Annotated in this window: 25 protein-coding genes; 18 read left to right on the top strand and 7 right to left on the bottom strand. The window is 62.0% G+C overall.

What is annotated here, in order from left to right; translation table 11 throughout:
• Positions 1 to 62 precede the first annotated feature (62 nt).
• Both V3587_RS27505 and V3587_RS27500 read left to right on the top strand, forming a co-directional pair.
• Positions 63 to 221 carry a hypothetical protein gene (locus tag V3587_RS27505; RefSeq protein ID WP_166813300.1) on the top strand — a complete coding sequence of 53 codons (159 nt, stop codon included), beginning with the start codon at positions 63 to 65 and terminating at the stop codon, positions 219 to 221.
• A 163-nt stretch (positions 222 to 384) separates the two neighbouring features.
• The gene (locus V3587_RS27500; RefSeq protein WP_235171451.1) at positions 385 to 1,176 is read left to right on the top strand and encodes an SDR family NAD(P)-dependent oxidoreductase; all 792 of its coding nucleotides are present in this window, start codon (positions 385 to 387) and stop codon (positions 1,174 to 1,176) included.
• Positions 1,177 to 1,228: 52 nt separating this feature from the next.
• Here V3587_RS27500 and V3587_RS27495 read toward each other — a convergent pair whose 3' ends face one another.
• Positions 1,229 to 2,584 carry a DUF1254 domain-containing protein gene (locus tag V3587_RS27495; protein WP_235172262.1) on the bottom strand — a complete coding sequence of 452 codons (1,356 nt, stop codon included), beginning with the start codon at positions 2,582 to 2,584 and terminating at the stop codon, positions 1,229 to 1,231.
• A 100-nt stretch (positions 2,585 to 2,684) separates the two neighbouring features.
• Here V3587_RS27495 and V3587_RS27490 point away from each other — a divergent pair, with 100 nt between their 5' ends.
• The 4 genes from V3587_RS27490 (at position 2,685) to V3587_RS27475 (ending at position 5,241) form a co-directional block, all read left to right on the top strand.
• Entirely contained in the window at positions 2,685 to 3,086 is a 402-nt protein-coding gene (locus tag V3587_RS27490) for a nuclear transport factor 2 family protein (RefSeq protein ID WP_235171452.1), read from the top strand.
• A gap of 164 nt (positions 3,087 to 3,250) precedes the next feature.
• Positions 3,251 to 3,406, top strand: a complete 156-nt coding sequence (locus V3587_RS27485) for a DUF6131 family protein (RefSeq protein WP_003945564.1) — start codon at positions 3,251 to 3,253, stop codon at positions 3,404 to 3,406.
• Between the two features lie 136 nt (positions 3,407 to 3,542).
• A complete protein-coding gene (locus V3587_RS27480; protein WP_283377460.1) occupies positions 3,543 to 4,019 on the top strand; it encodes a hypothetical protein in 477 nt (158 codons plus the stop codon).
• Between the two features lie 64 nt (positions 4,020 to 4,083).
• Positions 4,084 to 5,241, top strand: coding sequence for an AI-2E family transporter (locus V3587_RS27475; RefSeq protein WP_095971466.1), 1,158 nt, complete (start codon positions 4,084 to 4,086; stop codon positions 5,239 to 5,241).
• Positions 5,242 to 5,248: 7 nt separating this feature from the next.
• Here the strand turns inward: V3587_RS27475 and V3587_RS27470 are convergent, their stop codons facing one another.
• Positions 5,249 to 5,464 (bottom strand): hypothetical protein, encoded by a 216-nt coding sequence (locus tag V3587_RS27470; RefSeq protein WP_095971309.1) that lies wholly within the window; start codon positions 5,462 to 5,464, stop codon positions 5,249 to 5,251.
• A gap of 189 nt (positions 5,465 to 5,653) precedes the next feature.
• Here V3587_RS27470 and V3587_RS27465 point away from each other — a divergent pair, with 189 nt between their 5' ends.
• On the top strand, positions 5,654 to 5,923 hold the full coding sequence (locus V3587_RS27465) for a DUF4235 domain-containing protein (protein ID WP_007734706.1): 270 nt from the start codon (positions 5,654 to 5,656) through the stop codon (positions 5,921 to 5,923).
• Positions 5,924 to 5,945: 22 nt separating this feature from the next.
• Here V3587_RS27465 and V3587_RS27460 read toward each other — a convergent pair whose 3' ends face one another.
• Positions 5,946 to 6,353, bottom strand: a complete 408-nt coding sequence (locus V3587_RS27460; RefSeq protein ID WP_283377461.1) for a RidA family protein — start codon at positions 6,351 to 6,353, stop codon at positions 5,946 to 5,948.
• A gap of 111 nt (positions 6,354 to 6,464) precedes the next feature.
• Here V3587_RS27460 and V3587_RS27455 point away from each other — a divergent pair, with 111 nt between their 5' ends.
• On the top strand, positions 6,465 to 6,680 hold the full coding sequence (locus V3587_RS27455; protein ID WP_095971307.1) for a BldC family transcriptional regulator: 216 nt from the start codon (positions 6,465 to 6,467) through the stop codon (positions 6,678 to 6,680).
• 71 nt (positions 6,681 to 6,751) lie between these two features.
• On the opposite strand, the gene V3587_RS27450 is transcribed toward V3587_RS27455, so the two are convergent.
• Genes V3587_RS27450 through V3587_RS27440 form a run of 3 tightly spaced genes read right to left on the bottom strand, consistent with a single transcriptional unit; the run spans position 6,752 to position 9,374 of the window.
• Positions 6,752 to 7,951 carry an acetyl-CoA C-acetyltransferase gene (locus V3587_RS27450; RefSeq protein ID WP_283377462.1) on the bottom strand — a complete coding sequence of 400 codons (1,200 nt, stop codon included), beginning with the start codon at positions 7,949 to 7,951 and terminating at the stop codon, positions 6,752 to 6,754.
• Complete coding sequence (locus V3587_RS27445; protein WP_283377463.1) at positions 7,948 to 8,610, bottom strand: 3-oxoacid CoA-transferase subunit B; 663 nt, start codon at positions 8,608 to 8,610, stop codon at positions 7,948 to 7,950. Before V3587_RS27445 ends, V3587_RS27450 begins: the two co-directional genes overlap by 4 nt.
• Positions 8,607 to 9,374 carry a CoA transferase subunit A gene (locus tag V3587_RS27440; protein ID WP_172436629.1) on the bottom strand — a complete coding sequence of 256 codons (768 nt, stop codon included), beginning with the start codon at positions 9,372 to 9,374 and terminating at the stop codon, positions 8,607 to 8,609. Before V3587_RS27440 ends, V3587_RS27445 begins: the two co-directional genes overlap by 4 nt.
• A gap of 167 nt (positions 9,375 to 9,541) precedes the next feature.
• On the opposite strand from V3587_RS27440, the gene V3587_RS27435 reads away from it, so the two are divergent.
• The gene (locus V3587_RS27435; protein ID WP_283377464.1) at positions 9,542 to 10,321 is read left to right on the top strand and encodes an IclR family transcriptional regulator; all 780 of its coding nucleotides are present in this window, start codon (positions 9,542 to 9,544) and stop codon (positions 10,319 to 10,321) included.
• Here V3587_RS27435 and V3587_RS27430 read toward each other — a convergent pair.
• Positions 10,318 to 10,920, bottom strand: coding sequence for a helix-turn-helix domain-containing protein (locus V3587_RS27430; RefSeq protein WP_283377493.1), 603 nt, complete (start codon positions 10,918 to 10,920; stop codon positions 10,318 to 10,320). The two genes, V3587_RS27435 and V3587_RS27430, sit on opposite strands and share 4 nt — an antisense overlap.
• Positions 10,921 to 11,032: 112 nt before the next feature.
• Here V3587_RS27430 and V3587_RS27425 point away from each other — a divergent pair, with 112 nt between their 5' ends.
• The 9 genes from V3587_RS27425 to V3587_RS27385 all read left to right on the top strand — a co-directional run bounded on the left by V3587_RS27425 (position 11,033) and on the right by V3587_RS27385 (position 22,290).
• Positions 11,033 to 12,439: an MFS transporter gene (locus V3587_RS27425; protein ID WP_283377465.1), complete on the top strand. Its 1,407-nt coding sequence runs from the start codon at positions 11,033 to 11,035 to the stop codon at positions 12,437 to 12,439.
• Between the two features lie 109 nt (positions 12,440 to 12,548).
• On the top strand, positions 12,549 to 14,456 hold the full coding sequence (locus V3587_RS27420; RefSeq protein ID WP_283377466.1) for an alkyl/aryl-sulfatase: 1,908 nt from the start codon (positions 12,549 to 12,551) through the stop codon (positions 14,454 to 14,456).
• Positions 14,457 to 14,473: 17 nt separating this feature from the next.
• The gene (locus V3587_RS27415) at positions 14,474 to 15,454 is read left to right on the top strand and encodes a linear amide C-N hydrolase (protein WP_283377467.1); all 981 of its coding nucleotides are present in this window, start codon (positions 14,474 to 14,476) and stop codon (positions 15,452 to 15,454) included.
• Between the two features lie 103 nt (positions 15,455 to 15,557).
• A complete protein-coding gene (locus V3587_RS27410; RefSeq protein WP_235171459.1) occupies positions 15,558 to 16,889 on the top strand; it encodes an MFS transporter in 1,332 nt (443 codons plus the stop codon).
• 46 nt (positions 16,890 to 16,935) lie between these two features.
• Entirely contained in the window at positions 16,936 to 18,132 is a 1,197-nt protein-coding gene (locus tag V3587_RS27405; RefSeq protein ID WP_095971798.1) for an anhydro-N-acetylmuramic acid kinase, read from the top strand.
• The gene (locus tag V3587_RS27400; protein WP_283377468.1) at positions 18,129 to 19,004 is read left to right on the top strand and encodes a MurR/RpiR family transcriptional regulator; all 876 of its coding nucleotides are present in this window, start codon (positions 18,129 to 18,131) and stop codon (positions 19,002 to 19,004) included. Before V3587_RS27405 ends, V3587_RS27400 begins: the two co-directional genes overlap by 4 nt.
• 94 nt (positions 19,005 to 19,098) lie before the next feature.
• Positions 19,099 to 20,016 carry an N-acetylmuramic acid 6-phosphate etherase gene (gene murQ / locus V3587_RS27395; RefSeq protein ID WP_185564577.1) on the top strand — a complete coding sequence of 306 codons (918 nt, stop codon included), beginning with the start codon at positions 19,099 to 19,101 and terminating at the stop codon, positions 20,014 to 20,016.
• On the top strand, positions 20,017 to 20,796 hold the full coding sequence (gene nagB / locus V3587_RS27390; protein ID WP_283377469.1) for a glucosamine-6-phosphate deaminase: 780 nt from the start codon (positions 20,017 to 20,019) through the stop codon (positions 20,794 to 20,796).
• A gap of 81 nt (positions 20,797 to 20,877) precedes the next feature.
• Positions 20,878 to 22,290, top strand: coding sequence for an FAD-dependent oxidoreductase (locus tag V3587_RS27385; protein WP_283377470.1), 1,413 nt, complete (start codon positions 20,878 to 20,880; stop codon positions 22,288 to 22,290).
• Positions 22,291 to 22,359 lie beyond the last annotated feature (69 nt).

Genomic DNA, 22,359 nt, shown 5'->3' with positions numbered 1-22,359 from the left:
TGAACTGGCGCAGCGAACAACGCGTTTGAGCGATTTGTACTCGCACTGCTACCGTGCTCGTGATGTCCATACGCCGCTGTTCTCTCGCTTCCGGCCGTGCACTGCGCACGGCCCGATTCGGCGTAGCGACTTTCCGACGGGGGCGCAAGGCGATCGACCGCCGCCCCTCCGGTCTCGTCTGGATCGAAAGAGCATTGGCCGTACCGGCCGGATCCGTCTGACATTCGCCACTGCGGCGGGCATCGCCTTGCCGTGACTTCGCAGCACCACACCTGTTGCCGTGCTGCGCTTTTCCCGTACCGAAGTTCTGTGTCGGGTGGTTGTGTGTCGGCGCCGCCGAGCCTGGATTACCAACCAACTCGTTTTCGTGAAAGGTACTCAGCAATGAATCGTTTCGAAGGTCGTCGTATTCTCGTCACCGGCGCAGGATCTGGAATCGGGCAGGCCACCGCGCTGCGGTTGCTCGCCGAAGGTGGCCGTGTGGTCGCTGCAGACATCTCCGAGGCGGGTTTGGCGGACACCCGGAAATCGGCCGAACACGCCTTGACGGCCGACCGTCTCGACACCGTCGTCGTCGATATCGGTGACGAGAGTTCCGTCATCAAGGTTGTGGGTCAAGCGATTTCGGCCCTCGGTGGGTTGGATGTACTGGTCAACGCTGCCGGGATACTGCGCGGCGGGCATACCCACGAGACCTCACTGGAGCTGTGGAATCAGGTGATCTCCGTGAACTTGACCGGCACCTTCCTCGTCACGCGTGAGGCATTGCCCGCTCTCCTGGCCACGGGCAACGCAGTAGTGGTGAATTTCAGCTCCACCTCCGCAGCCTTCGCGCACCCGTACATGGCCGCATATGCGGCAAGTAAGGGAGGAATCCAGTCCTTCACTCACGCACTGGCTCTCGAATACGGCAAGCAAGGTCTGCGCGCCGTCGCGGTAGCTCCGGGCAGTGTGAAGAGCGGGATCACCGACACAACGGCGTCGTATCTGCCGGAGGACACCGACTGGTCGCTCTTCGGCAAGCTGTCGCCGATTCTGAGCACTGATCTGGAGTCCGGCGGCGCCCCCATGGCGGGGCCGGAAAGTGTTGCGGGAGTTATCGCGATGCTGGCTTCCGAGGATGGTGCTTTCATCACCGGCACGGAGATCCGGGTCGACGGCGGCACACACGCCTGATTCTGCGTCCGTCTGACGGCCTGCCCCAGGGCAGGCCGTCAGACGCGAGCCGTCATTCTCGCGAGCGAGTGATAGCGGGGACTACGTAGGACTGATCGAGTACGGCGGGCGAAGGCTCGTACATTCTCAGGACCGGTCGGAAGTCTCCGGGCGGGGAGGGGAGCCAGTTCGCCTTCGCTGTGGCATCTTTCGGCTCCTCGTGGCTGATCGTGATCGTCAACGCGCCGTCGGGGTCGTGGACGACACCTGGAGTGCGGTCGCCGATCGAGTATCGGTCGATGGGGTTCGCCACGAGGAAGAAGTCCGGCACCGAGTACATCGTCAGCGACCAGAAGGCGCTCACCGGCGGAGTGGGGTCGAGTCTGATTGTGTAGGTGTGGGTTCCGTTCAGTTGCTCTCCCTGATCGTCGACGTAGGTCATGATGTACGCCGCTTCGTAGGGATGGTTGCCCCAGAGCCCGCCCTTGGCCGCCGCGGCACGTTCGACGATGCGCAACCTGGGATCGGCGATTTTGAATTGTGGATCGTCGATTGCGCCGACCTCGAAGTAATCGAGGTTGTAGTCGAAAGCGTGGAAGGTGAGCTTCCATCCGTTGACTTCGGGGCTGGAGCCTTTGGTGAGGGCCTCGAGCAAGTTCTTCTCACCGACCCTCAATCCGTCGGCGAGTGCGGCTGCTTCGTCGTCAGACAGCGAGTCGGCAGATGCTGAGGTGTAGGGCGAGGGCCCGCGCTCGTCGATTCCGATCGCCGAGAACGAATTCTGAAGCTCTCGGTCGCGCGGTGCAGGCGCAAAGGCCTGCGACCAGATGCGGAGTTTCTCGAGGAACAGGAGGTCCTGGCTGACTTCGGCGTCGGGGACCGGGAGACCTGCCGGAGCCCCGGCGGAGTCGACGACGGTCAGGGTGGTGGCGTCCTGCAAGGCGTGCACGGCGGGGAGGTCGTCGTCGCCACCGCACGCCCACCGGCCGACGATCGATGCAACAGTCGTGGGAAATCTGATCACCGTGGTCTGGGCCGCCGGGGTTCCGGTCCAGGTGGGCGGGACGAGAAGGAAGTCTCCGCTCTTGGTGCCGGTGGCACGGTGCCCTACGTAAGCGAAGTTGTTCGTCCAGGCGTCGACGAATTGGAGGACGTAGTAACGGCCATCGGTATCGGGGACGTGCAGCGCGACAGGGCCGACCGAGAGGTCGATCTGTGCCATCGAATACACGGTGTCGTTGTTGATCGTGACGAAGGTGTCGGCCGGGCCGGCAAGTGTGCGGGCGTGGCTGAAGGTGTTGAAAGGTGCGGCCGGGTTTGCCCCGACACCGTCGTGAACGTACCGATTGACCTGGTCGAGATTGAAAACGAGGGGAAAGCCGTAGATGTACGCCTGAGCTGCAAGCTCGGTGCGGGTGGTGTCGGTCATCGCTGCCCTCTCGTCGTCCACGTCGGTTCGAGGTCCACCTTGCGGGAACCCTGTCGTCGCGGCATCACCCACAAGGGGTGACGGCGCGGAGGGAGTGGACATGTCGGATCAGGAGAAAGCGGCGTTGACAGCGACCGCAGACGAATGGAACGTCGCGATGTGCTCGAACGACGCCGAACGGATCGGCGACTTCATGGCCGACGACTGGGTCATCGTTTCGGAATCGGGGGTCTCGACCAAAGCGGAGTTTCTGGGCTTCGTGGCCTCAGGCGACCTGACTCATTCGGCGATGGACCGTGTCGGGAACGCTCGCGTGCGCTTCTTCGGTGACGTTGCACTGTTCACCACACGGATCACCAATACTGCGCACTACGACGGCAGGCAGTACGACGCCGACGAGTGGACCACCGACGTGTTCGCCCGGCGAGAAGGTCGCTGGCGCTGCGTGTTGAGCCACATCACGCCGGCGGTCGAGGCGAAGATCGAGGACGCGGAACCGTGAACGAGAATGCGAAGAAACGCTGATGTTTTAACGTCGAGACTATTGGGTAGTAATACGAGTTCAGTATTTACGACGTCAATTATCGGATTTATAGAATGTGACGTTTTTGTAGTAGCGTCAGATGAGTAGATCATTTTTATACGCATACCGGATGAGGTTCTCACATGATTGTTCTCGGCATTATTCTGGCGTTGATCGGCTTCTTCACGGGGTTGAGTATTCTGACCACCGTCGGCATCATCTTGGTCGTCGTAGGTGCAGTTTTGTCCATCCTCGGTGCTACCGGGCGTGCAGTGGGCGGACGAAAAGTCTGGTATTGATCGATACTGGGCGAGTAGCTGAAAAGGCGGTACTTGGTCTCTTCGGAGATCGAGTACCGCTTTTTCGTTCTTCAGTAGCTTTTCGGTGTCTCTACCCGAAATCATCACTCTGATCGGCGTCGGGTAAACATGAAGCATGCTTTCTCGAGATCATGACGAAGAGAAATCTGCCGAGAGATTCAGATTCCCTCGCAGATGGAATCAAGTTGACGAATCACGTCGCGGTTTGGTGTTGGCGTGGGTGGCCTTCACGCTGACGTTCGGCGGAGCACGTCTGGTGACGTGGTTGATCCAGATCGACACCAGGGATGTCGGCGACATCAGTGCCGGCGGCACTCATCTGCACCACTACTTGTGGGGAATTCTCCTGTTGGCGGGGGTGGCGATCTTCGGACTCGTCGGCCGAAGCCCTCGCGCACGAACATGGATGGGCATCGCGTTGGGCATTGCGCTCGGACTCATCGTCGACGAGGCCGCGTTACTGATCACTCTCGACGACGTCTACTGGCAGAGTGACGGCTGGCCGAGCATCGCCATCGCTGTGTCGGTCATCGGAGTTGTGGGAACCGGGCTCGCGCTGACACGAAGTGGAGCGGAGAAGCCTCGAGGTTGATCCGACTACGGCACGGGTACTCACCCTCGAGCCGGGAAGTCGCGCGGATCGTGAGGTGGCTTGGATGGATCCCAATTCCGCGGACACGTCACCCGACCCCGAAAGCGAAGTCCAAGCTCCGGATCCGATGGCGGTGGCCGAACGCGAAGCCGCCGCATTGGCGACGCCCGTCCGGCCGCTGGGTGAACCCGGACCGAGGTTCGATCGTCGTTCACCGTTCTTCATCGGTCTGACCGCCGCTGCCGGAGTTGCCGTGACTTACGCGGTGATCGAAGTGCTGCTTGCGGCGCGAGGCATGCTGATCCTGATCGTGGTGGCCCTGTTTCTCGCGGTGGGCATAGAACCGGTGATCGTCTGGCTGGAGCGGAGAAATTTCCGACGCTGGATCGCGGTCACCGTGGTGCTGTTCGGGATTGCCGTGATGTTGGCGCTGTTTCTCGTTGCTGCGATCACCCCGCTGGTCGAGCAGGGGCGTCAGTTCGCATCGCACGCTCCAGAACTTCTGACGCACATTCGGGACCGGTATCCCATCGTCAGCGACCTCGACGAGAAGTATCACCTCGAGCAGCACCTCACCACGCAACTGGACGGTTCGGGTTCTGCGCTCGCAACGGGTTTGCTCGGTGCCGGGCGGGCGGTGTTCAGCGCAGTCGCCGACGCCGGAATCGTTGCTGTACTGACCACGTACTTCTTGATCGACTATCCACGAATCCGCACGAATCTGTATCGGTTGGTGCCACATTCGCGGCGGCCACGAGCAATCGCCATCGGTGATCAGATACTGGCAGGCGTGGGTGGGTACGTCCTCGGCAATGTTCTGATCTCCGTGATCACCGCAGGATGTACCTTCGCATGGTTGTTGATCTTCGACGTGCCGTACCCGTTGATACTGGCGCTGCTGGTCGCCCTGCTCGATCTGATCCCGATAGTCGGTTCCACGATCGCAGGGGTCATCGTCGCCTTGGTCTCCCTGACAGTCTCTGTCCCAACGGCATTGGCGACAGTTGCGTTCTTCATCGCGTTACGCCTGCTCGAGGACTACCTGCTTGTTCCGAAGATCATCGGGAAGACAGTGGCGGTCCCGGCACTGGTGACCGTTGTCGCGGTTCTGTTGGGCGGAGCGCTGCTCGGTATTGTCGGTGCGTTGCTGGCGATTCCGGTTGCTGCGGCCCTGCTGCTGCTCGCAAGAGAAACACTCTTCCCCCGCCTCGACGCTTCTTGACCGGCCTCTATCGGGCGCTTCGCGCGCGACGCCGCGAACCAGGATTCGGCTTGGGGCACATCCGAGTCGGGATGGTTTCCCCTTCGTCGGTGATACGGAATACCGATACTTTCTCGCTGCACCCGTGATTCAGATCGACCGCGTATGCGATTGCGGCGCGATCCGAGACGAAATCTTCCATCACCGTTGTACCGTCCGGTAGTTCGATTCTGTAGTTTTCCATGACTTACACAACCTTCTTTCGCTAAGACGATCCTACCCGGCCCGCGAAGTGGCAAACCCGTGGAACATAACGTGCGACAGTCGACTTCGCGGCGCGCCGGTGCAATGTTTCGACAGTTCACCTGCGGGGTAGTGAGAGTCGGTCAGCCCGCTCAGGCGGTACGAAATCGAACCATGGAGGATCCGCGCAATGAGCGCAGTATCGAAAGCGATGTACAAGCCACTCTCACTGGCGACGAGCGTCCTCGGCGGCATTTTGGCCGGCGCCGTCTTCCAGCAGGTGTGGAAGCGCATCGGTGACGACAAGAATGCGCCCGAGCCGAAAGACTTGAGCAGGTCGAGCAAGGAAGTCCTGATCGCCGCAGCCCTACAGGGGGCCATATTCGCTGTTGTGCGAGCCGCAGTCGATCGTGCGGGGGCAAAGGGCTACCAGGCGCTGGCTCACGAAGATCCCCGGTAGGAACGTCCGGTTCGGTTCGAGTTCAGTCGACGACGGCCGCGATTGCCTCGATCTCGACCAACTGATCGTCGTAGCCGAGAACGGTCACGCCCATCAGAGTGCTCGGGGCGTCATGATCGCCGAACGCGTCGCGGACTACCTCCCACGCCGAAACGAGGTCTTCTTGACTGCTCGACGCCACCAGAACGCGGGTGCTGATCACATCGGTGATCGACGCGCCGGCGTCCGAGAGAGCGGTTCTCAGGTTGTCGACGGCCTTGGCTGCTTGTCCCGCGTAATCGCCGACGGCGGCAGTAGAGCCGTCCTCGTTCAACGGGCAAGATCCTGCGAGGAAGATCAGTCTGGCTTCGGTGGGAGCCGTTGCTGCATAAGCATATTCAGCGACCGAAGAGAGCGATGTGGAACGGATCAGAGTTACCGACTTCGACATAGTTTCCCCAAGGAATAGTAAAGTTTTGCAGCCAGTCTTTCACAGCGCACCTGGGGTAGCCAATTCGTTATCGGACCCGTCCATCCGGGCTGCGGCTACGAATGCCTGTCAATGAGCCGAGAAGAAGAGCACACAGCACCAGTCGACGAGTGGCTGACGACCAAACAGGTTGCGGCACTGTTCCACGTCGACCGGACGACGGTATCGAGATGGGCGAGGGAGGGCAAAGTCGGAACGCTGAGAACGCTTGGCGGACATCGGAGATACCGACGGTCGGAGATCGAGAAGTTGTTGCGTAACCGCTCGACGACACTCGATCCGACGTGACTCCGGCGTGAAGCAGACAGGTCGCCGAGCACGATGAGGGCTCGGCGACCTATCTGGTCAGCAGGAACTGATTACGCCTTGGGGACGCGGATGATGAGTGCGTCGCCTTGTCCGCCGCCGCCGCAGAGTGCGGCGGCGCCGATGCCGCCGCCGCGGCGTTGCAGTTCGAGGGCGAGGTGCAGGGCGATGCGGGCGCCGGACATGCCGAGGGGGTGTCCGACGGCGATGGCGCCGCCGTTGACATTGACCTTGGCGGGGTCGAGGCCGAGTTCGCGGGTGGAGGCGATCCCGACGGCGGCGAATGCTTCGTTGATTTCGACGAGGTCGAGGTCGGTGGGGTCGATGCCTTCCTTGGCGCAGGCCTTGGCGATGGCGCGGGCGGGTTGGGACTGGAGGGTGGAGTCGGGTCCGGCGACGACGCCGTGGGCGCCGATTTCCGCGATCCAGGTCAGGCCGAGGTCTTCGGCTTTGGTTTTGCTCATCACGATCACGGCGGCGGCGCCGTCGGAGATCGGGGAGGCGGAGCCGGCGGTGATGGTGCCGTCCTTGCTGAACGCGGGACGCAACTTGCCGAGCGATTCGGTGGTGGTGTCGGCGCGGATGCCTTCGTCCTGCGCGAAGACGATCGGCTCGCCCTTGCGCTGGGGGATGGAGACGGGGACGACTTCGTTGTCGAACAGGCCGTCTTTCCAGGCGCGGGCCGCGTTCTGGTGTGAGGCGGCGGCGAACGCGTCCTGTTCTTCGCGGGTGATGTGGGCGGAGTCTTGTTGGTTGACTTGTTCGGTGAGCAGGCCCATGGCCTGGTCGGTGAAGATGTCGTGGAGGCCGTCGTAGGCCATGTGGTCGCGCAGGGTGACGTCGCCGTATTTGAAGCCTTCGCGGCTTTTTTCGAGCATGTGGGGTGCGCGGGACATCGATTCCTGCCCGCCGGCGACGACGATGTCGAATTCTCCGGCGCGGATGAGTTGGTCGGCGAGGGCGATGGCGTCGATGCCGGACAGGCACACTTTGTTGATGGTCAGGGCGGGCACGTTCATGGGGATGCCGGCGGCGACGGCGGCTTGGCGGGCGGGCATCTGGCCGGCGCCGGCGGTGAGGACCTGTCCCATGATGACGTAGTCGACGTGTTCGGGGGCGACTCCGGACTTGTCGAGGGCGCCTTTGATGGCGATGCCGCCGAGGTCGGACCCGGAGAGGTCTTTCAACGATCCGAGGAGTCGACCCATCGGGGTACGAGCTCCCGCAACAATCACAGTGGTCGTGTCGGTCATGCCAGTTCAACTTTCAGTTCGGTGCCGGTTGCGGCGACTACGTCTTCGACGCTGACATCGGGGGCGAGTTCACGTAGGACGAGTGGGCCGTCCTCACTCACGTCGATGACGGCGAGGTTGGTGATGATCCGATTCACCACGCCCTGGCCGGTGAGCGGCAGTGTGCAGGCGTCGACGATCTTCGGGTTACCGTCGCGGTCGTTGTGCTCCATGACGACGATGACACGACGGGCACCGTGGACCAGGTCCATCGCGCCGCCCATGCCCTTGACCATCTTGCCGGGGACCATCCAGTTGGCGAGGTCACCGGTCTTCGATACCTGCATGCCGCCGAGGACCGCGGTGTCGATGTGTCCGCCGCGAATCATCCCGAACGAGAGGGCCGAATCAAAATATGCCGCACCGGGATTGACGGTGACCGTCTCCTTACCGGCATTGATGAGGTCAGGATCGACGTTGTCCTCGGTGGGATACGGTCCCGTTCCGAGAATTCCGTTCTCCGAGTGCAGGACCACGCGAATGTCCGAGCCCAGGTATCCGGGAATCAGTGTGGGAAGACCGATTCCGAGGTTGACGTACTCGCCGTCGATCATCTCTGCGGCCGCCCGTGCTGCCATCTGCTGGCGCGTCCAACCCGTCACTGTCACTGGTGCGGTCATCGTGTGGTTCCTTCCGAAGCGCTGACGGTTCGCTTTTCGATTCGCTTGTTCTGAGGTCCGGTGTGGACAACGCGCTGGACGAACACCCCAGGTAGATGCACTGACGCCGGGTCGATTTCACCGGGTTCGACGAGGCGTTCCACCTGCGCGATGGTGATGCGACCGGCCATGGCAGCGAGAGGGTTGAAGTTCATTGCGGTCTTGTCGAACACGAGGTTGCCGTCGGTGTCACCGAGAACAGCGTGCACGAGTGCGTAGTCGGCGTTGATCGCCTCTTCCATCACGTAGCGCTTGGTTCCGAAGACGCGAGTCTCCTTCGGAGGCGATGCAATAGCGATCGAGCCGTCGGCGTCGTAGCGCCATGGCATTCCGCCGTCGGAGATGGGGCTACCCACGCCGGCCGGTGTGAAGAACGCCGGGATTCCGGTTCCGCCGGCGCGCAGACGCTCGGCAAGCGTGCCCTGCGGCGTCAGTTCCACTTCGAGTTCGCCGGCCAGGTACTGCCGTGCGAACTCCTTGTTCTCACCGACGTACGACGCGGTCACCCGTCGGATACGTCCCGCGCTCAGCAAGATTCCGAGACCGTGATCGTCGACGCCGCAGTTGTTGGAGAACACTTCGAGGTCGGTTGCGCTCGTTGCAGCGATCGCGTCGATCAGTACGTCGGGTATGCCGCACAAACCGAATCCGCCGACGGCCAGCGTTGCGCCGTCGACGATGTCGGCGACTGCGTCCGCTGCGGACTCGTACACCTTTGCTGTCATGTTCTCTCCCTGCCAAGCGTTCATTGAGTAGACACTCACTCACTTCGGTATCCAGTGAACTATCTCCAGTTCACAGGTTCAAGGAATCTCGACCATCAATGCAGAACTGATCGGCTACTGATCATCTGAAGAAATTTCGTTCACTCAATGGACGCTAGGATGGCTGCATGCCAACTCACGAGCAATCGCCGGCCATGGTCGCGCGGGTGGCGGCACTTCTGCGAGCTCTCGGCGCGTCCGAGCCAACGGGTACTTCCACCACGGAATTGGGCAAGGCCACCGGCCTCGCTCGCCCCACCGCGCATCGGCTCCTCACGTCTCTGGCTGCCGAAGGACTGGTCGACCGTGATGCGAGAACCGGTCGGTGGTCTCTCGGTCCGGAGTTGTACCTGCTGGGGGCGGCGGCGGGAAACAGGTACGACATCACCGACCGCGCTCGCGACGTCGTCGACGAACTTGCCCGGGTCACGGGGGAGAGCGCATTCCTGTCGGCACGTCGAGGTGACGAGACAGTCTGCGTCCTGAGTCAGGAAGGCAGTTTTCCGCTGCGATCCCACGTGTTGCACGAGGGGAAGCGATTCCCGTTGGGAGTCGCGTCGGCCGGCCTTGCCATCTTGAGTCACCTACCGACGCGGGACGTCGACGACTATTTCGTCCGAGTGAATCTGGAACCGGAATGGGGCGAGATCCACAGTGAGACGTCAATCCGCGAGCGAATCGAGTCGACGCGTGTCACCGGCTACGCCGTCAATCCGGCCCTCATCGTCGAAGGAAGCTGGGGGATGGGTGCCGCGGTGTTCGACCGCAACGGTCGCCCGGCCTGGGCGCTGAGCCTGACCGGAGTGGAAACTCGCTTCCGGCCCGCACGCCATGCCGAGTTGGGAACGCTACTCCTCGAGCACGCTCATACACTGTCAAACCGACTGAAAACGCATGCAGTGAACTAGCTTTCGTGAACGAGGTCTTGTGGAGTAGTCGTTCTTGCCGTCGTGCGCACATGCGCCTTCTCGCCTTGCGGGCCGAACAGATGCAAGATTTCCACCACCTGTTCATCGGCGGGCCCGAACCAATGGGGCTCGGCAGTGTCGAACTCCGCGACTTCACCGGGGCGCAGGACAACCTCGTTCGTACCCAGAATGAGACGCAGATTCCCGGCGAGGACGTAGAGCCATTCGTAGCCGGCGTGGGTGACGAGCTTCGGTGGACGTGGACCGATCACCTGCTTGAACACCTGCACGCGTCCGGGATAACGCGTCAACGGAACGACGGCACTGCCGTTCTTGCGTCGACTCGGAGTGAGGTGAACCCGGGGATCGCCCGTAGCGGGAGCGCCGACGAGTTGGTCCAGTGCAACCCGATGAGCCCGCGCGAGCGGTAACAGCAGATCGAGGGTCGGACGACGGTTACCCGATTCGAGGCGTGAGAGTGCGCTGACGGAGATACCGGTGGCCTCGGACAGCACCTCGAGAGTCAACCCGCGAGCGCGTCGAAGCGTGCGCAGCCTCGGTCCGATATCGGCGATCAACTGCTCGAATTCAGCATCCATGCTGTCCATCTTTGCAGTTTCTGCAAGTTTTCTAACGGGTTAGCAGGTGTGCGGGTGACGATCCTCGCGGCAGTCGAGCACGGCAGAACACTTCGAGAGATGGAGTCCGACCATGAAACCTTCGAGCGGGACCGACGAAACGCAAGTGATCGGACTTGATGCAGGGCGGCGATGGGGAGTCCTGGCGATCTGCTGCACGAGTCTGTTCGTCGTCGGGTTGGACACGACCATCGTGAACGTGGCCCTGCCGACGATCGGGGAGGGATTTCGTGTCGGAACCCGTGGTCTCGAATGGGTCGTCAACGCGTACACACTTGTGTTGGCGAGCTTGCTGATTTCGTCCGGAGCGGTGGCCGATCGTTTCGGCAGGAGACGAGTTTTTCAGATCGGCCTCGTTGTCTTCGGGGTGGCGTCGATCGCCTGCGCACTCGCTCCGTCCGTCGGGGTGCTGATCGTTGCGCGGATCTTCCAAGGCGTCGGCGGGTCGATGCTCAGCCCGGTTGCCCTCGCGATCGTGGTCAACGTGATGACCGACCCGAAGGAGCGTGCCAAGGCGATCGGGGTGTGGGCTGCCGTCTTCGGCCTGAGTATGGCGGCAGGTCCGATCGTCGGCGGGGTGCTCATCGAAAGTTTCGGTTGGCGATCGGTCTTCTGGATCAACGTGCCCGTGATCTTGGCCGTGCTCGCCCTGACTGCTGCGTTTGTACCGGAGTCCCGAGCGCAGCAGTCGCGACGTCTCGATCTTCCCGGTCAGCTGTTGCTGGTGATTCTTGTCGGCGGTGCGGTTGCCCTTCTGATCGAGGGTCCGCGAATCGGTTGGTTCTCTGCCGCGGCGACGGCCGGATACGTCGTCGTCGCTGCAGCGTTGGTCGCGTTCATTCGCGTCGAATCACGAAAGCACGAGCCACTCATGGATCTCGCACTGTTTCGCCGACGGCCGTTTTCGTCGGCCGTGATCGGCGCGGTCGTGGTGTTCGTCGCCTTGAACGCGACGCTGCTGCTCGGCACGTTCTATCTCCAACACTCCCGCGGTATGAGTCCGGCCCTGGCCGGTGCGATCACCCTCCCGATGGCTGTTGCAGCAACGGTCTGCGCGCCGTTGTCCGGAATTCTCGTCGGGCGCTTCGGTCCGCGGCGGCCGCTACTGATCGCCGGTAGCTTCACGACACTCGGCGGGCTGTGCCTGGTCGCGCTCGACAACAACACGGCGATTCCGACGCTGTTGGTCGCCTACCTGTTCCTCGGTATCGGATTCGGGTTCTCGAATGCCCCCATCACCAACACCGCCGTCAACGGGCTGCCGAGATCGCAGGCCGGGCTTGCCGGTGGAATAACCTCCAGTGCACGCCAATTCGGCGCCGCTCTCGGTGTGGCGCTGGCGGGATGGATCATCGGTGGCAGCGCCCCGGTGGATGTCGCGCAAGCATCGAGGCCGGGATGGATCCTGGTTGCCGGGTGTGGGCTCGCGGTCCTGGCGATTGCACTTGCATCTCGAAATTCCGAGGAACCGAACGGATAACCACCGAGCGTCCGCTCGAGCTTCACCCTGCGCGGGTGATTCCAAGTGTGTTCGCACCCGATACAGATGATGGGGTATCTGATCGACTCGTATCCGAGCGGGGAGTGCCATGTGCCAGACACCTAAGGACGCAACACCGGCCACGGTCACGGCGAATCGCGAAGCGCTTTCGCGGTATGCCATGGAGGACCGGCAAGATTTTGCCGATGCCGATCGCGGTCTGATCGCCCCGTTGCCGGGCAAGGTGGTGGCCGATGACGGGCACGTTGTCTTCGACCCCGAGGCAATGGCGTACATCGGTGACGACGTTCCGGCACCCGACACCGTCAATCCGAGCCTGTGGCGCCAGGGTCAACTGATGCGTCGCGGAGGGCTCTACCAGGTAACGGATCGTCTCTATCAGGTGCGAAACAACGATCTGGCCAATTTGACGGTTGTCGAAGGTGACGAGGGGCTGATCGTCATCGACTGCATGGCAGGGGTCGAATCGGCACGGCAGGGCATGAAGATGATTCGCGAGCACGTCAGCGACAAGCCTGTCGCGGCAATCATTTACACGCACACACATATCGATCACTACGGCGGCGTCAAAGGGATCGTCGACCTCGACGACGTGACGTCGGGGCGAGTGCCGATCATCGCGCCGGGCACGATCGCGTCGTTCGACAAGTTTGCAATCGGTGAAAACGTCGTCGCGGGAAATGCCATGGCGAGACGGTCCTTCTACGCATTCGGCGGGTTGCTCGACCTCGATGCCAAGGGGATGGTCACGTGCGGCATCGGCACGATCAGTACTCGAGGTCCACTGATTTCGTATATTTCCCCCACTGACAGCATCACGGAGACCGGAACCAAGCGCGAGATCGCCGGTCTGGAGTTCGAGTTCCTGTACGCCCCTGATACCGAGGCGCCGGAGGAGATGCACATCTGGATTCCGGAACTCGCGGCCCTGACGTGCGCCGAGAACGCCAACCACTCGCTCCACAATATTCAGACGTTGCGTGGCGCGCGCACCCGCGACGCTCGGAACTTCGCTCGCTATCTGGACGAGACTCTCGAACGGTGGGGCGACGAAGCTGCGGTTCACTACGGACCGCACACCTGGCCGGTGTGGGGCAACGAGAACCTGGTTCCGTTCATCGAATCTCAAAGGGACACTTACAAGTACATTCACGATCAGGCGCTCCGCCTCGCGAACAAGGGGTACACGCCGCTCGAAGCCGCCGAGGTGATCGAACTGCCGGACGAGCTCGCGCGTAAGTGGTACAACCGCGGATACCACGGAACTCTGCACCACGACGTGCGCGCCGTGTACACCAAGGAACTGGGAATGTGGGACGGCGATCCGGTGACGCTTCATCCACATCCGCCGGTTGAATCGGCGAAGAGGTTCGTCGATCTCCTTGGCGCGCAGAAGATCCTGGACGAGGGTAAACGGGCCTTCGAGGCTGCGGACTACCGATGGGCGGCGGAGATTCTGCACAAGTTGGTTTTCGCGCAACCGGAGAACACCGAAGCGAGGAATCTCCAAGCCGACGTCTACGAGCAGATGGGTTATCAAGCCGAAGGGCCTCAGTGGCGTGGAATCTATCTCTCGGCCGCCCTGGAACTACGCGAAGGTGCCCAGCCTGCCCCGTATGTCACGGCGAGTCAGGACAGTGTCCTCGCGATGCCCATCGACATCCTCTTCGACTTCGTCGCAATACATCTGATCGGCGAGAAGGCAGCCGACGCGGACCTGCGCATCGATTTCGTGTTCACCGATCACAGCGACGAGGCATGGACCGTGTGGGTCAAGCGCGGCGTTCTCAACGCACGTAAGGGCGCGTCACCGAACACACCACTGACCGTCTCCGGACCGAAAGCCGCACTGGTAGGGGCACTTCTACAGCCGGTCGCCGCCGCCCAACTGGCCAAGGCGGGGAAGATTTCGCTCGATGGAGACGGATCGGCGCTGGAGACGCTGGGAGGGTTACTGGACACTTTCGATCCCAGTTTCAATATCGTCACACCGTAACGAAGGGAGAGCTCTCGATGTGCACACGCTTGGTCTACCTGGGGCCCAACGACACTGTGATCACGGCTCGATCGATGGATTGGAAGGTCGACCTCGGAACGAACCTCTGGGCGTTCCCACGCGGCATGACCAGAGAGGGTTGCGCGGGTCCGAACTCGATCCAGTGGACGTCGAAATACGGAAGTGTTGTCGCGACGGCCTACGACATGTGCACGACCGACGGCGTCAACGAGGCTGGGTTGTCGGCCAATCTCTTGTGGTTGGTCGAGTCCGAGTATCCGAAGTACGACGGTTCGAGCCCGGGATTGTCGATCGCGGCGTGGGCGCAGTACGTCCTGGACAGCTTTGCGACAGTTCGGGAAGCGGTCGAAGTGCTGTCGTCGGAACCGTTCACGGTGGTGACCGCTGCCGTTCCGGGCGAAGACCGCCTCGCCACGCTGCACATGTCGCTTTCGGACGCTGGGGGAGACAGCGCGATCATCGAGTACATCGGTGGACGTCCGACGATTCACCACAGCCGCGAGTACCAGGTGATGACCAATTCACCCATCTTCGATCAGCAACTCGCCGTCAACGAGTACTGGAAGCAGATCAACGGAACCGTCATGCTGCCCGGAACCAACCGTGCCGCTGACAGATTCGCCCGGGCGTCGTTCTACGTGGATGCGATACCGCAGACGGACGATCCTCGATCGGCCTTGGCATCCACTTTCAGCGTCATCCGGAATGTTTCGGTACCCCTGGGTATTTCGACTCCCGACGAGCCCAACATCTCGTCGACCAGATGGCGCACGGTCGTCGACCACAAACGTGCGCTTTATTTCTTCGAATCCGCGATGACGCCGAATACCTTCTGGGTGGACGTGGCGTCGATGGATCTCGGAGAAGGGACTGCCGTTCGAAAGCTCGGGTTGGGTCCGAACGAGAGCACCGTCTACTCCGGCGACTCCACTGATCGGTTCGAACGGGCGGAGGCATTCACGTTCGCAGGTGCATAGGGATTCGGGACCCACAAAAACCCAGTTGTGAAACTTCTTGACATTTCTACTCCGTTCAGATGAAACTTTGTTGCATATTCGGGTTTCGTCAACGGAGGACGGCATGGGCATCACAGTGCAGACACGGAACGATGGTGCGCAGCTCAAACGGCGCAGGGCGCTCGTCGCCGGCTCCGTCGGAAATTTCATCGAGTGGTACGAGTTCGGTGTGTACGGGTTCTTCGCGACGATCATCGCGTCGAACTTCTTCAGCGCAGACGGCTCCGGCGACCTCGAAAGCCTGATCAAGACCTATGCGTCGTTTGCGCTGGCGTTCTTCTTCCGCCCAGTGGGTGCCGCACTGTTCGGTCGACTCGGTGACCGCATCGGCCGACGCCCCACCTTGGTGATCGTCCTTCTGTTGATGTCGGGTGCGACGACTCTGATCGGCGTGCTGCCCACCTACGAGAGCGTCGGAATTCTGGCACCGCTGCTCTTGACGGTCCTTCGAATCCTCCAGGGATTGTCGGCGGGCGGTGAGTTCGGTGGTGCTGTATCGGTGATGACCGAGTTCGCTCCGCCCGGGCGACGTGGGCTGTACGGCTCGTGGCAGTCGTTCACCGTCGCACTCGGACTGCTCGCCGGTGCGGGTATCGCGGCACTCCTCGCCACCGTGCTCGACTCGGGACAGCTCAGTGACTGGGGCTGGCGCATCCCGTTCCTCCTTGCACTTCCGATGGGTCTGGTTGCCCTGTGGCTCCGGCTCCGGCTCGAGGAAACGCCCTCGTTCGAGCGTGCTCGATCGGTCCAATCCGAACCGACAGCTGAAACAGCGGTGCCGATAGTGCAACCGTCCGTCGGGGAGACTGCCAGAGCGATCCTGCTCGGAATCGGGCGGTTGATGGGGTGGTCTGCTGCCGGTTACACCTTCCTCGTGGTGATGCCTACCTATCTTCAGAGTTCGCTCAACGCGACCTTCCATCAGGCGCTTGTTGCTTCCGTGCTCGCCAATGCGGGCTTCGCGGTGACCATTCCGATCGCGGGTGGACTCAGCGATCGCATCGGACGACGCGCGGTCATGCTCACCGGCACCGTGATAATTCTGGTCTTGGCTCTGCCGCTGCTCAACGTCCTGCAGAACGAGCAGACGTCTCTGACCGCCAAGGGATTTGCAGTCTTTGCCGCCGGCGCCGCAGTGGGACTCGTTGCCGGACCCGGACCTGCGATGCTCTCCGAGATGTTTCCCACCTCGGTGCGGTACACCGGATTGGGACTCGCGTACTCCCTGTCCAACGCAGTCTTTTCGGGCTGTGCCGGTCTGATCATCACGTGGTTGATCAAGGAAACTTCCAACCTCGATATTCCGGCCTACTTCGTGATGGCGACATGCGCCGTCAGCGCGATCGCCTTGAGTACCTTGCGAGGTAATGCCCACAAGCGGGCACTCGTCGACTGACCGCAGCTTTCCCGAATGCCGAAACAATCCGAGTAAGGGATATTTCATGAGAGTCATCGGCCTGATGTCCGGTACTTCGTACGACGCTATCGATGCTGCCGCAGCAGACATCCGGATCGACGGGGACACTCTTGTGCTGACCCCACTGGGGATGGTCAGCGAACCATATTCCGGTGAGTTGCGGGCAGCGGTGGCTGCTGCGGTACCGCCTGCGTCCACCACTGTCGGTCAGATCTGCCAACTCGATACCGAGATCGGACAGGCATTCGCGGCGGTGGCCGCACGGGCGAACGCGGAACTGTGCGGTGGCAGTGCGGAATTGATCTCCTCACATGGTCAGACGATGTTCCACTGGGTCGAAGGATCGCAAGTGAGGGGCACTCTTCAACTCGGGCAGCCGGCCTGGATAGCCGAGGAGACCGGGTGCACAGTCGTGTCGGATCTGCGCTCTCGTGACGTGGCGACGGGTGGTCAGGGCGCACCACTTGTCAGCGCCTTCGACGTATTGTGGCTCAACGGAAGAACTTCGGGCTCCGTCGCGCTCAATCTCGGTGGCATCGCGAACGTCACTGCTCCAGGTGGCGCCCCGACGTCGACGGCAGACGGTGCCGCTGAACCGATTGCTTTCGACACCGGCCCGGCCAATGCGCTGATCGACGCTGCGGTAAGCGAATTCACGGCGGGGGAGCAGTGGTTCGACCTCGGTGGTGCTCTGGGTGCAGCAGGCACCCCGAACGTCGATCTGCTCGCGCATCTACTGAGCGAGCCGTATTACGCGCAGCCCGCTCCCAAGAGCACCGGCAAGGAATTGTTCCATCGAGATTATCTACTCGCCGCTCTGCGTGGTTACGAATCCTTGTCCCTGGCCGACATCGTCGCGACACTGACTGCACTGACCGCCCGAACCGTCGCCGATTCCGTCAAAGGGCTTGCGGCGACCGAAGTGGTGGTATCAGGTGGTGGTACCAAAAACCCGACGTTGATGGCGATGCTTCGCGACGAACTGGGCGACATTGCGCTCGTCTCCTCGGACGAACTCGGGGTCACCTCCGACATCAAGGAAGCATTGGCTTTCGCGGTACTCGGCTTTCTCACCGCACACGGATTGCCTGGCAGCATTGCTTCGTGCACCGGTGCGCGTCACGCCAGTGTGCTCGGATCCTTGACGCCGGGAAGCCGTGGGCTGCCTAGAATCACATCGGTGCCGTCAGCTCCGAAAACGATGCGAATCGAGGCGTTATGACTTTGGACCGGAGTGTTCCGGCGTCCGTCGACCTGCTTGCCCGTATTCGCGCGTCGTTGAGCAGCCTCTCGCCTGCCGAGCTGCGGATCGCGGAAATCATCGAAGCCGACCCCAGCCTGGCCTCCACGCTGACGGTCAACGATCTCGCCGACCGAGCGTCGACAAGCACGGCGACAGTGGTCCGCACAGCCAAAAGGCTCGGCTTCGAGGGCTATCCACAGCTTCGTCTCGCGCTGGCGGCGATCAGCGGGTCCAGCGCCGGCGACACGATCCCACTCGGTGTGGACATCGTTGCTGCTGACTCGGCCGGCGAGGTGATGGCCAAGCTTGCCGAGTTCGAGTCCGAACAACTCAAGGGCACGGCGCAATTGACAGATCCTGCTGCGCTCGAAGAAGTTGTCTCCCGGATTCGATCCGCCCGCCGGGTCGAGGTGTACGGTATCGGCGCGTCAGGCATCGTCGCGCAAGACCTCACATTGAAGCTTTCGCGTATCGACGTCAACTGCCGGGTTCATCTCGACCGAGACGCGGCGATGGTGAGCGCCAGCTTGCTCGGACCGGACGACATCGCAGTGGGGATCTCACATTCAGGTGAGACTTCCGATGTCGTCGAACCACTCGCCCTTGCCCGTCGTACCGGGGCATCGACGGCTGCGATCACTGGTGGAGCGCGTTCGACGCTCGCCGTGCAGTCAGACCACGTACTGCTCACTGCCGGTAGAGAATTCGGTTTCCGGTCGGCTGCGATGGCAAGCCGAACTGGCCAGCTGTTGGTAGTGGACACAATTTTCGCGATGGTGGCGCACTCGCTGCCCAGCGCACTCTCTGCTCTGCAACGAAGCCATGACGCCATTGCTTCGAAGCGGCACTGACGAGGAGTCGTCGCTGTGAATCTGACGAGGAGTCGTCGCTGTGAATCCGACGAGGAGTCGTCTAATGGAACTTGATCGAGGAGGACTCGCCACAATGCACTTGGAAATGCTCTCCACCGAGAGACCCAACCCTCTCACCCGCGATCTCGACGTCATGTCGGTGTCGGATCTGCTGACGGTGATGAATCAACAGGACGCGATCGTGGCCGACGCGGTCGCGGCGGTACTACCTGCCATCGAAGCCGCAGTCGACTTGATCGTCGCGGCACGGGCGCGAGGTGGTCGACTGATCTACCTGGGAGCGGGGACGAGTGGCCGTCTGGGGGTTCTCGACGCAGTGGAATGCCCTCCGACCTTCGGGACAGATCCGGGCGAGGTGATCGGCATCATCGCCGGTGGTCCGGGAGCGTTTCTGAACGCCGTCGAGGGTGCAGAAGACGATCCGCGAGCGGCTGGGGTCGACCTCGACGCAATTTCGTTGAACGCCACGGACGTCGTGGTGGGTTTGGCGGCCAGCGGTCGTACTCCCTACGTCATCGGGGGACTTGACCATGCCCGCGCACTCGGCGCCGCAACAGTGGCAGTCTCGTGCAACCGAAATGCGGCAATGAGTTCGCACGCCGGAGTGGCCATCGAAGTGGAGACCGGCCCCGAGATCCTCACCGGATCGACCAGGCTCAAGGCCGGGACTGCACAAAAGATGGTGTGCAACATGCTTTCGACGGCAAGCATGGTCCGTTCCGGCAAGGCGTTTCACAACCTGATGGTCGACCTTCGGCCTACCAACGCCAAACTGGTCGATCGTGCAAACCGGATCGTCGCGGCAGCCACCGGAGTGGATACCGAGATCGCTGCGGAGACCATCGAAAATGCCGACGGTCATGTGAAGGCAGCGGTCGTCATGTTGTTGGCCGAATGCGACTTCGCCGAAGCGGCCGAATTGTTGGACCGCGCCTCGGGTTCGGTACGTGAGGCCATCGTCGGAGCCGGCAAAAGCAGTGAGGAAGTCTGAATGGAAATCGTCATAGTTCCCAGTCCGGAAGACGGCGGACGAATCGCTGCCGATATCGTGTGCGGCGCCATCGAAAACGGAGCGCGGACGCTCGGCCTCGCGACGGGATCGTCACCGCTGCATACGTATCGGGAGCTGATCAAGCGGCATCGAGAATCTGGAGTGTCGTTCGCGGCGATGAGTGCGTATCTTCTCGACGAGTACGTAGGTCTCACGCCCGATCAGCCGCAGTCCTACGCGCACACCATCCGCACGGAACTCGTGGATCATCTCGACATCGACAATGCGCGAGTGTTCAGCCCCGACGGCGGAGCCGCCGATCCCGGTGAAGCTGCCCGACGCTACGACGCAGCCATTGCCGAAAACGGTCCCATCGACCTGCAGATCCTCGGAATCGGCCTCAACGGGCACATCGGTTTCAACGAGCCCTCCTCCTCGCTCGCCTCGCGCACCCGAGTGAAGACCTTGACCGAGAGGACCCGCGCCGACAACGCACGGTTCTTCGCTGACCCGGCTGACGTGCCGCATCATGTGATCACGCAGGGGCTCGGAACCATCAGTGATGCACGGCATCTCGTTCTGATCGCGGACGGCGCCCGTAAAGCGCCCGCGGTCCGGGCGGCGGTCGAGGGTCCGGTCTCGGCATTCTGCCCGGCATCAGTGTTGCAGCTGCATCCACACGTGACCGTCATTGTCGACGAGGCAGCTGCCGGCGAACTCCAACTAGCTGACTTCTACCGCTACACAACCGAGCACAAGCCGGCTGCGCAGGGCTACTGAACGGCGTGTTACTGAAAGCGTGTTCGTGTTACCGAAAAGCGAATTTGATCTCTAGTGCAGTTGAGCCCCTAGCCTCGGGGCATGATCAGTGCGAGAGGTTCAGAGGTACCCCCGCTTGCGTCGCCCCGGTTTTTCTCACCACCGCTCAGTGTTGCGATCGTCGGGGCGGGTCCGGCGGGAATCCACGCCGCGGGCGCTCTTGCTGAACTGGCACCAGGCACCAAGACAGACGTGTTCGAGCGTCTACCCACGCCGTACGGACTGGTGCGCTACGGTCTCGCGCCGGGGCATCCCGAATCCGAAAAGTTCGTCCAGTCTCTGCACACCACGCTGGCCGCCAGTGACTTCCGGTTGTTCTGCAACGTCGAGATCGGCAAGGACCTTTCCGTCGAGGACCTACGCTCTTCCTACGATGCCGTGATCATTGCAACGGGTGCGCCGCGGGATGCGCTTCTCGACATTCCCGGCGTCGAGCTTCCAGGTTCTTTCGGCAGCGCCGAGTTTGTCGCCTGGTACAACGATCACCCGGACAGTTCGCTGCAGTGGCCGCTGAACGCCGCATCGGTTGCGGTGATCGGAGGTGGCAACGTCGCACTCGATGTCACCCGAATGCTCCTCGCCGAGGCGCAATCGCTGCAGGCCACGGACGTATCGGCCGAAGTTCGGGAAGGGATGGCAGGCAGTCGTGTTCGCGAAGTGCACATCTTTGTCCGGCGCGGACCAGCCGACGCTCGCTTCTCCCCGAACGAGTTGCGCGCTCTCGGTGAACTGCCAGGCGTCGATGTCGTCGTCGACGCTGCCGATGTCGCACCGGACCGGCATATCGAGCGGATGGCAAAGCAGTCGGTGCACACCCGACTGGCAGTCGAGACACTCCGCACTTTCGCGGACCCTTCTGCCGACCGGACTTCTCACCGCCGCGTTCACCTGCACTTCTACCGACAGCCGACGGAGATTCTCGGCAGTGGGAAAGTCGAAGCACTCCGCGTCGAGCGGTCAGTCCCGGACGGCTACGGTCACGTCACCGCTTCGGGCACCTGTACCGACTATCCGGTTCACGCTGTGTACCGGGCAATCGGATTCCTCGGAACGCCACTTGCAGGGGTGCCTTTCGATCACGGGCGCGGCACCGTTGCGCACCGGGGCGGCGCTGTGGTCGACGAGAGCGGCTCACCGGTTGCGGGCTTGTTCGTGACCGGGTGGATGAAGCGAGGTGCCGCCGGGCTGATCGGCGCGGCGCGGCCTGATGCTCGCCAGACCGTCGAAACGATGCTGTACCAGCTGGATTCGGTTGGCGAGCGGCGAGCAGACCGAAGCGGGATCGCGAGGCTCCTCGGGGCCGGCAACGTCGTGTCCGTCGATTGGGACGGATGGCTTCGCATCGATGCCGCCGAACGTGATCTCGGTGTGAAGTATGGGCGTGATCGCGTCAAGATCAAAGATCGCGAGGTACTTGTCGGTATCGGCACGAATCTGCCGGTTCACCCCCAATAGTTTCGCTGGGGTCTGGGGTACCGCCGGGGTTACGCTGAAGTGAGTCACCCCGATTCATCGTGATCGAGG

It is taken from the genome of Rhodococcus sp. IEGM 1306 (assembly GCF_036541985.1).
GTDB lineage: Bacteria > Actinomycetota > Actinomycetes > Mycobacteriales > Mycobacteriaceae > Rhodococcus_F > Rhodococcus_F qingshengii.
Note: the sequence above shows the minus strand (reverse complement) of the source record. Positions and strands in the feature narration are given on the sequence as shown.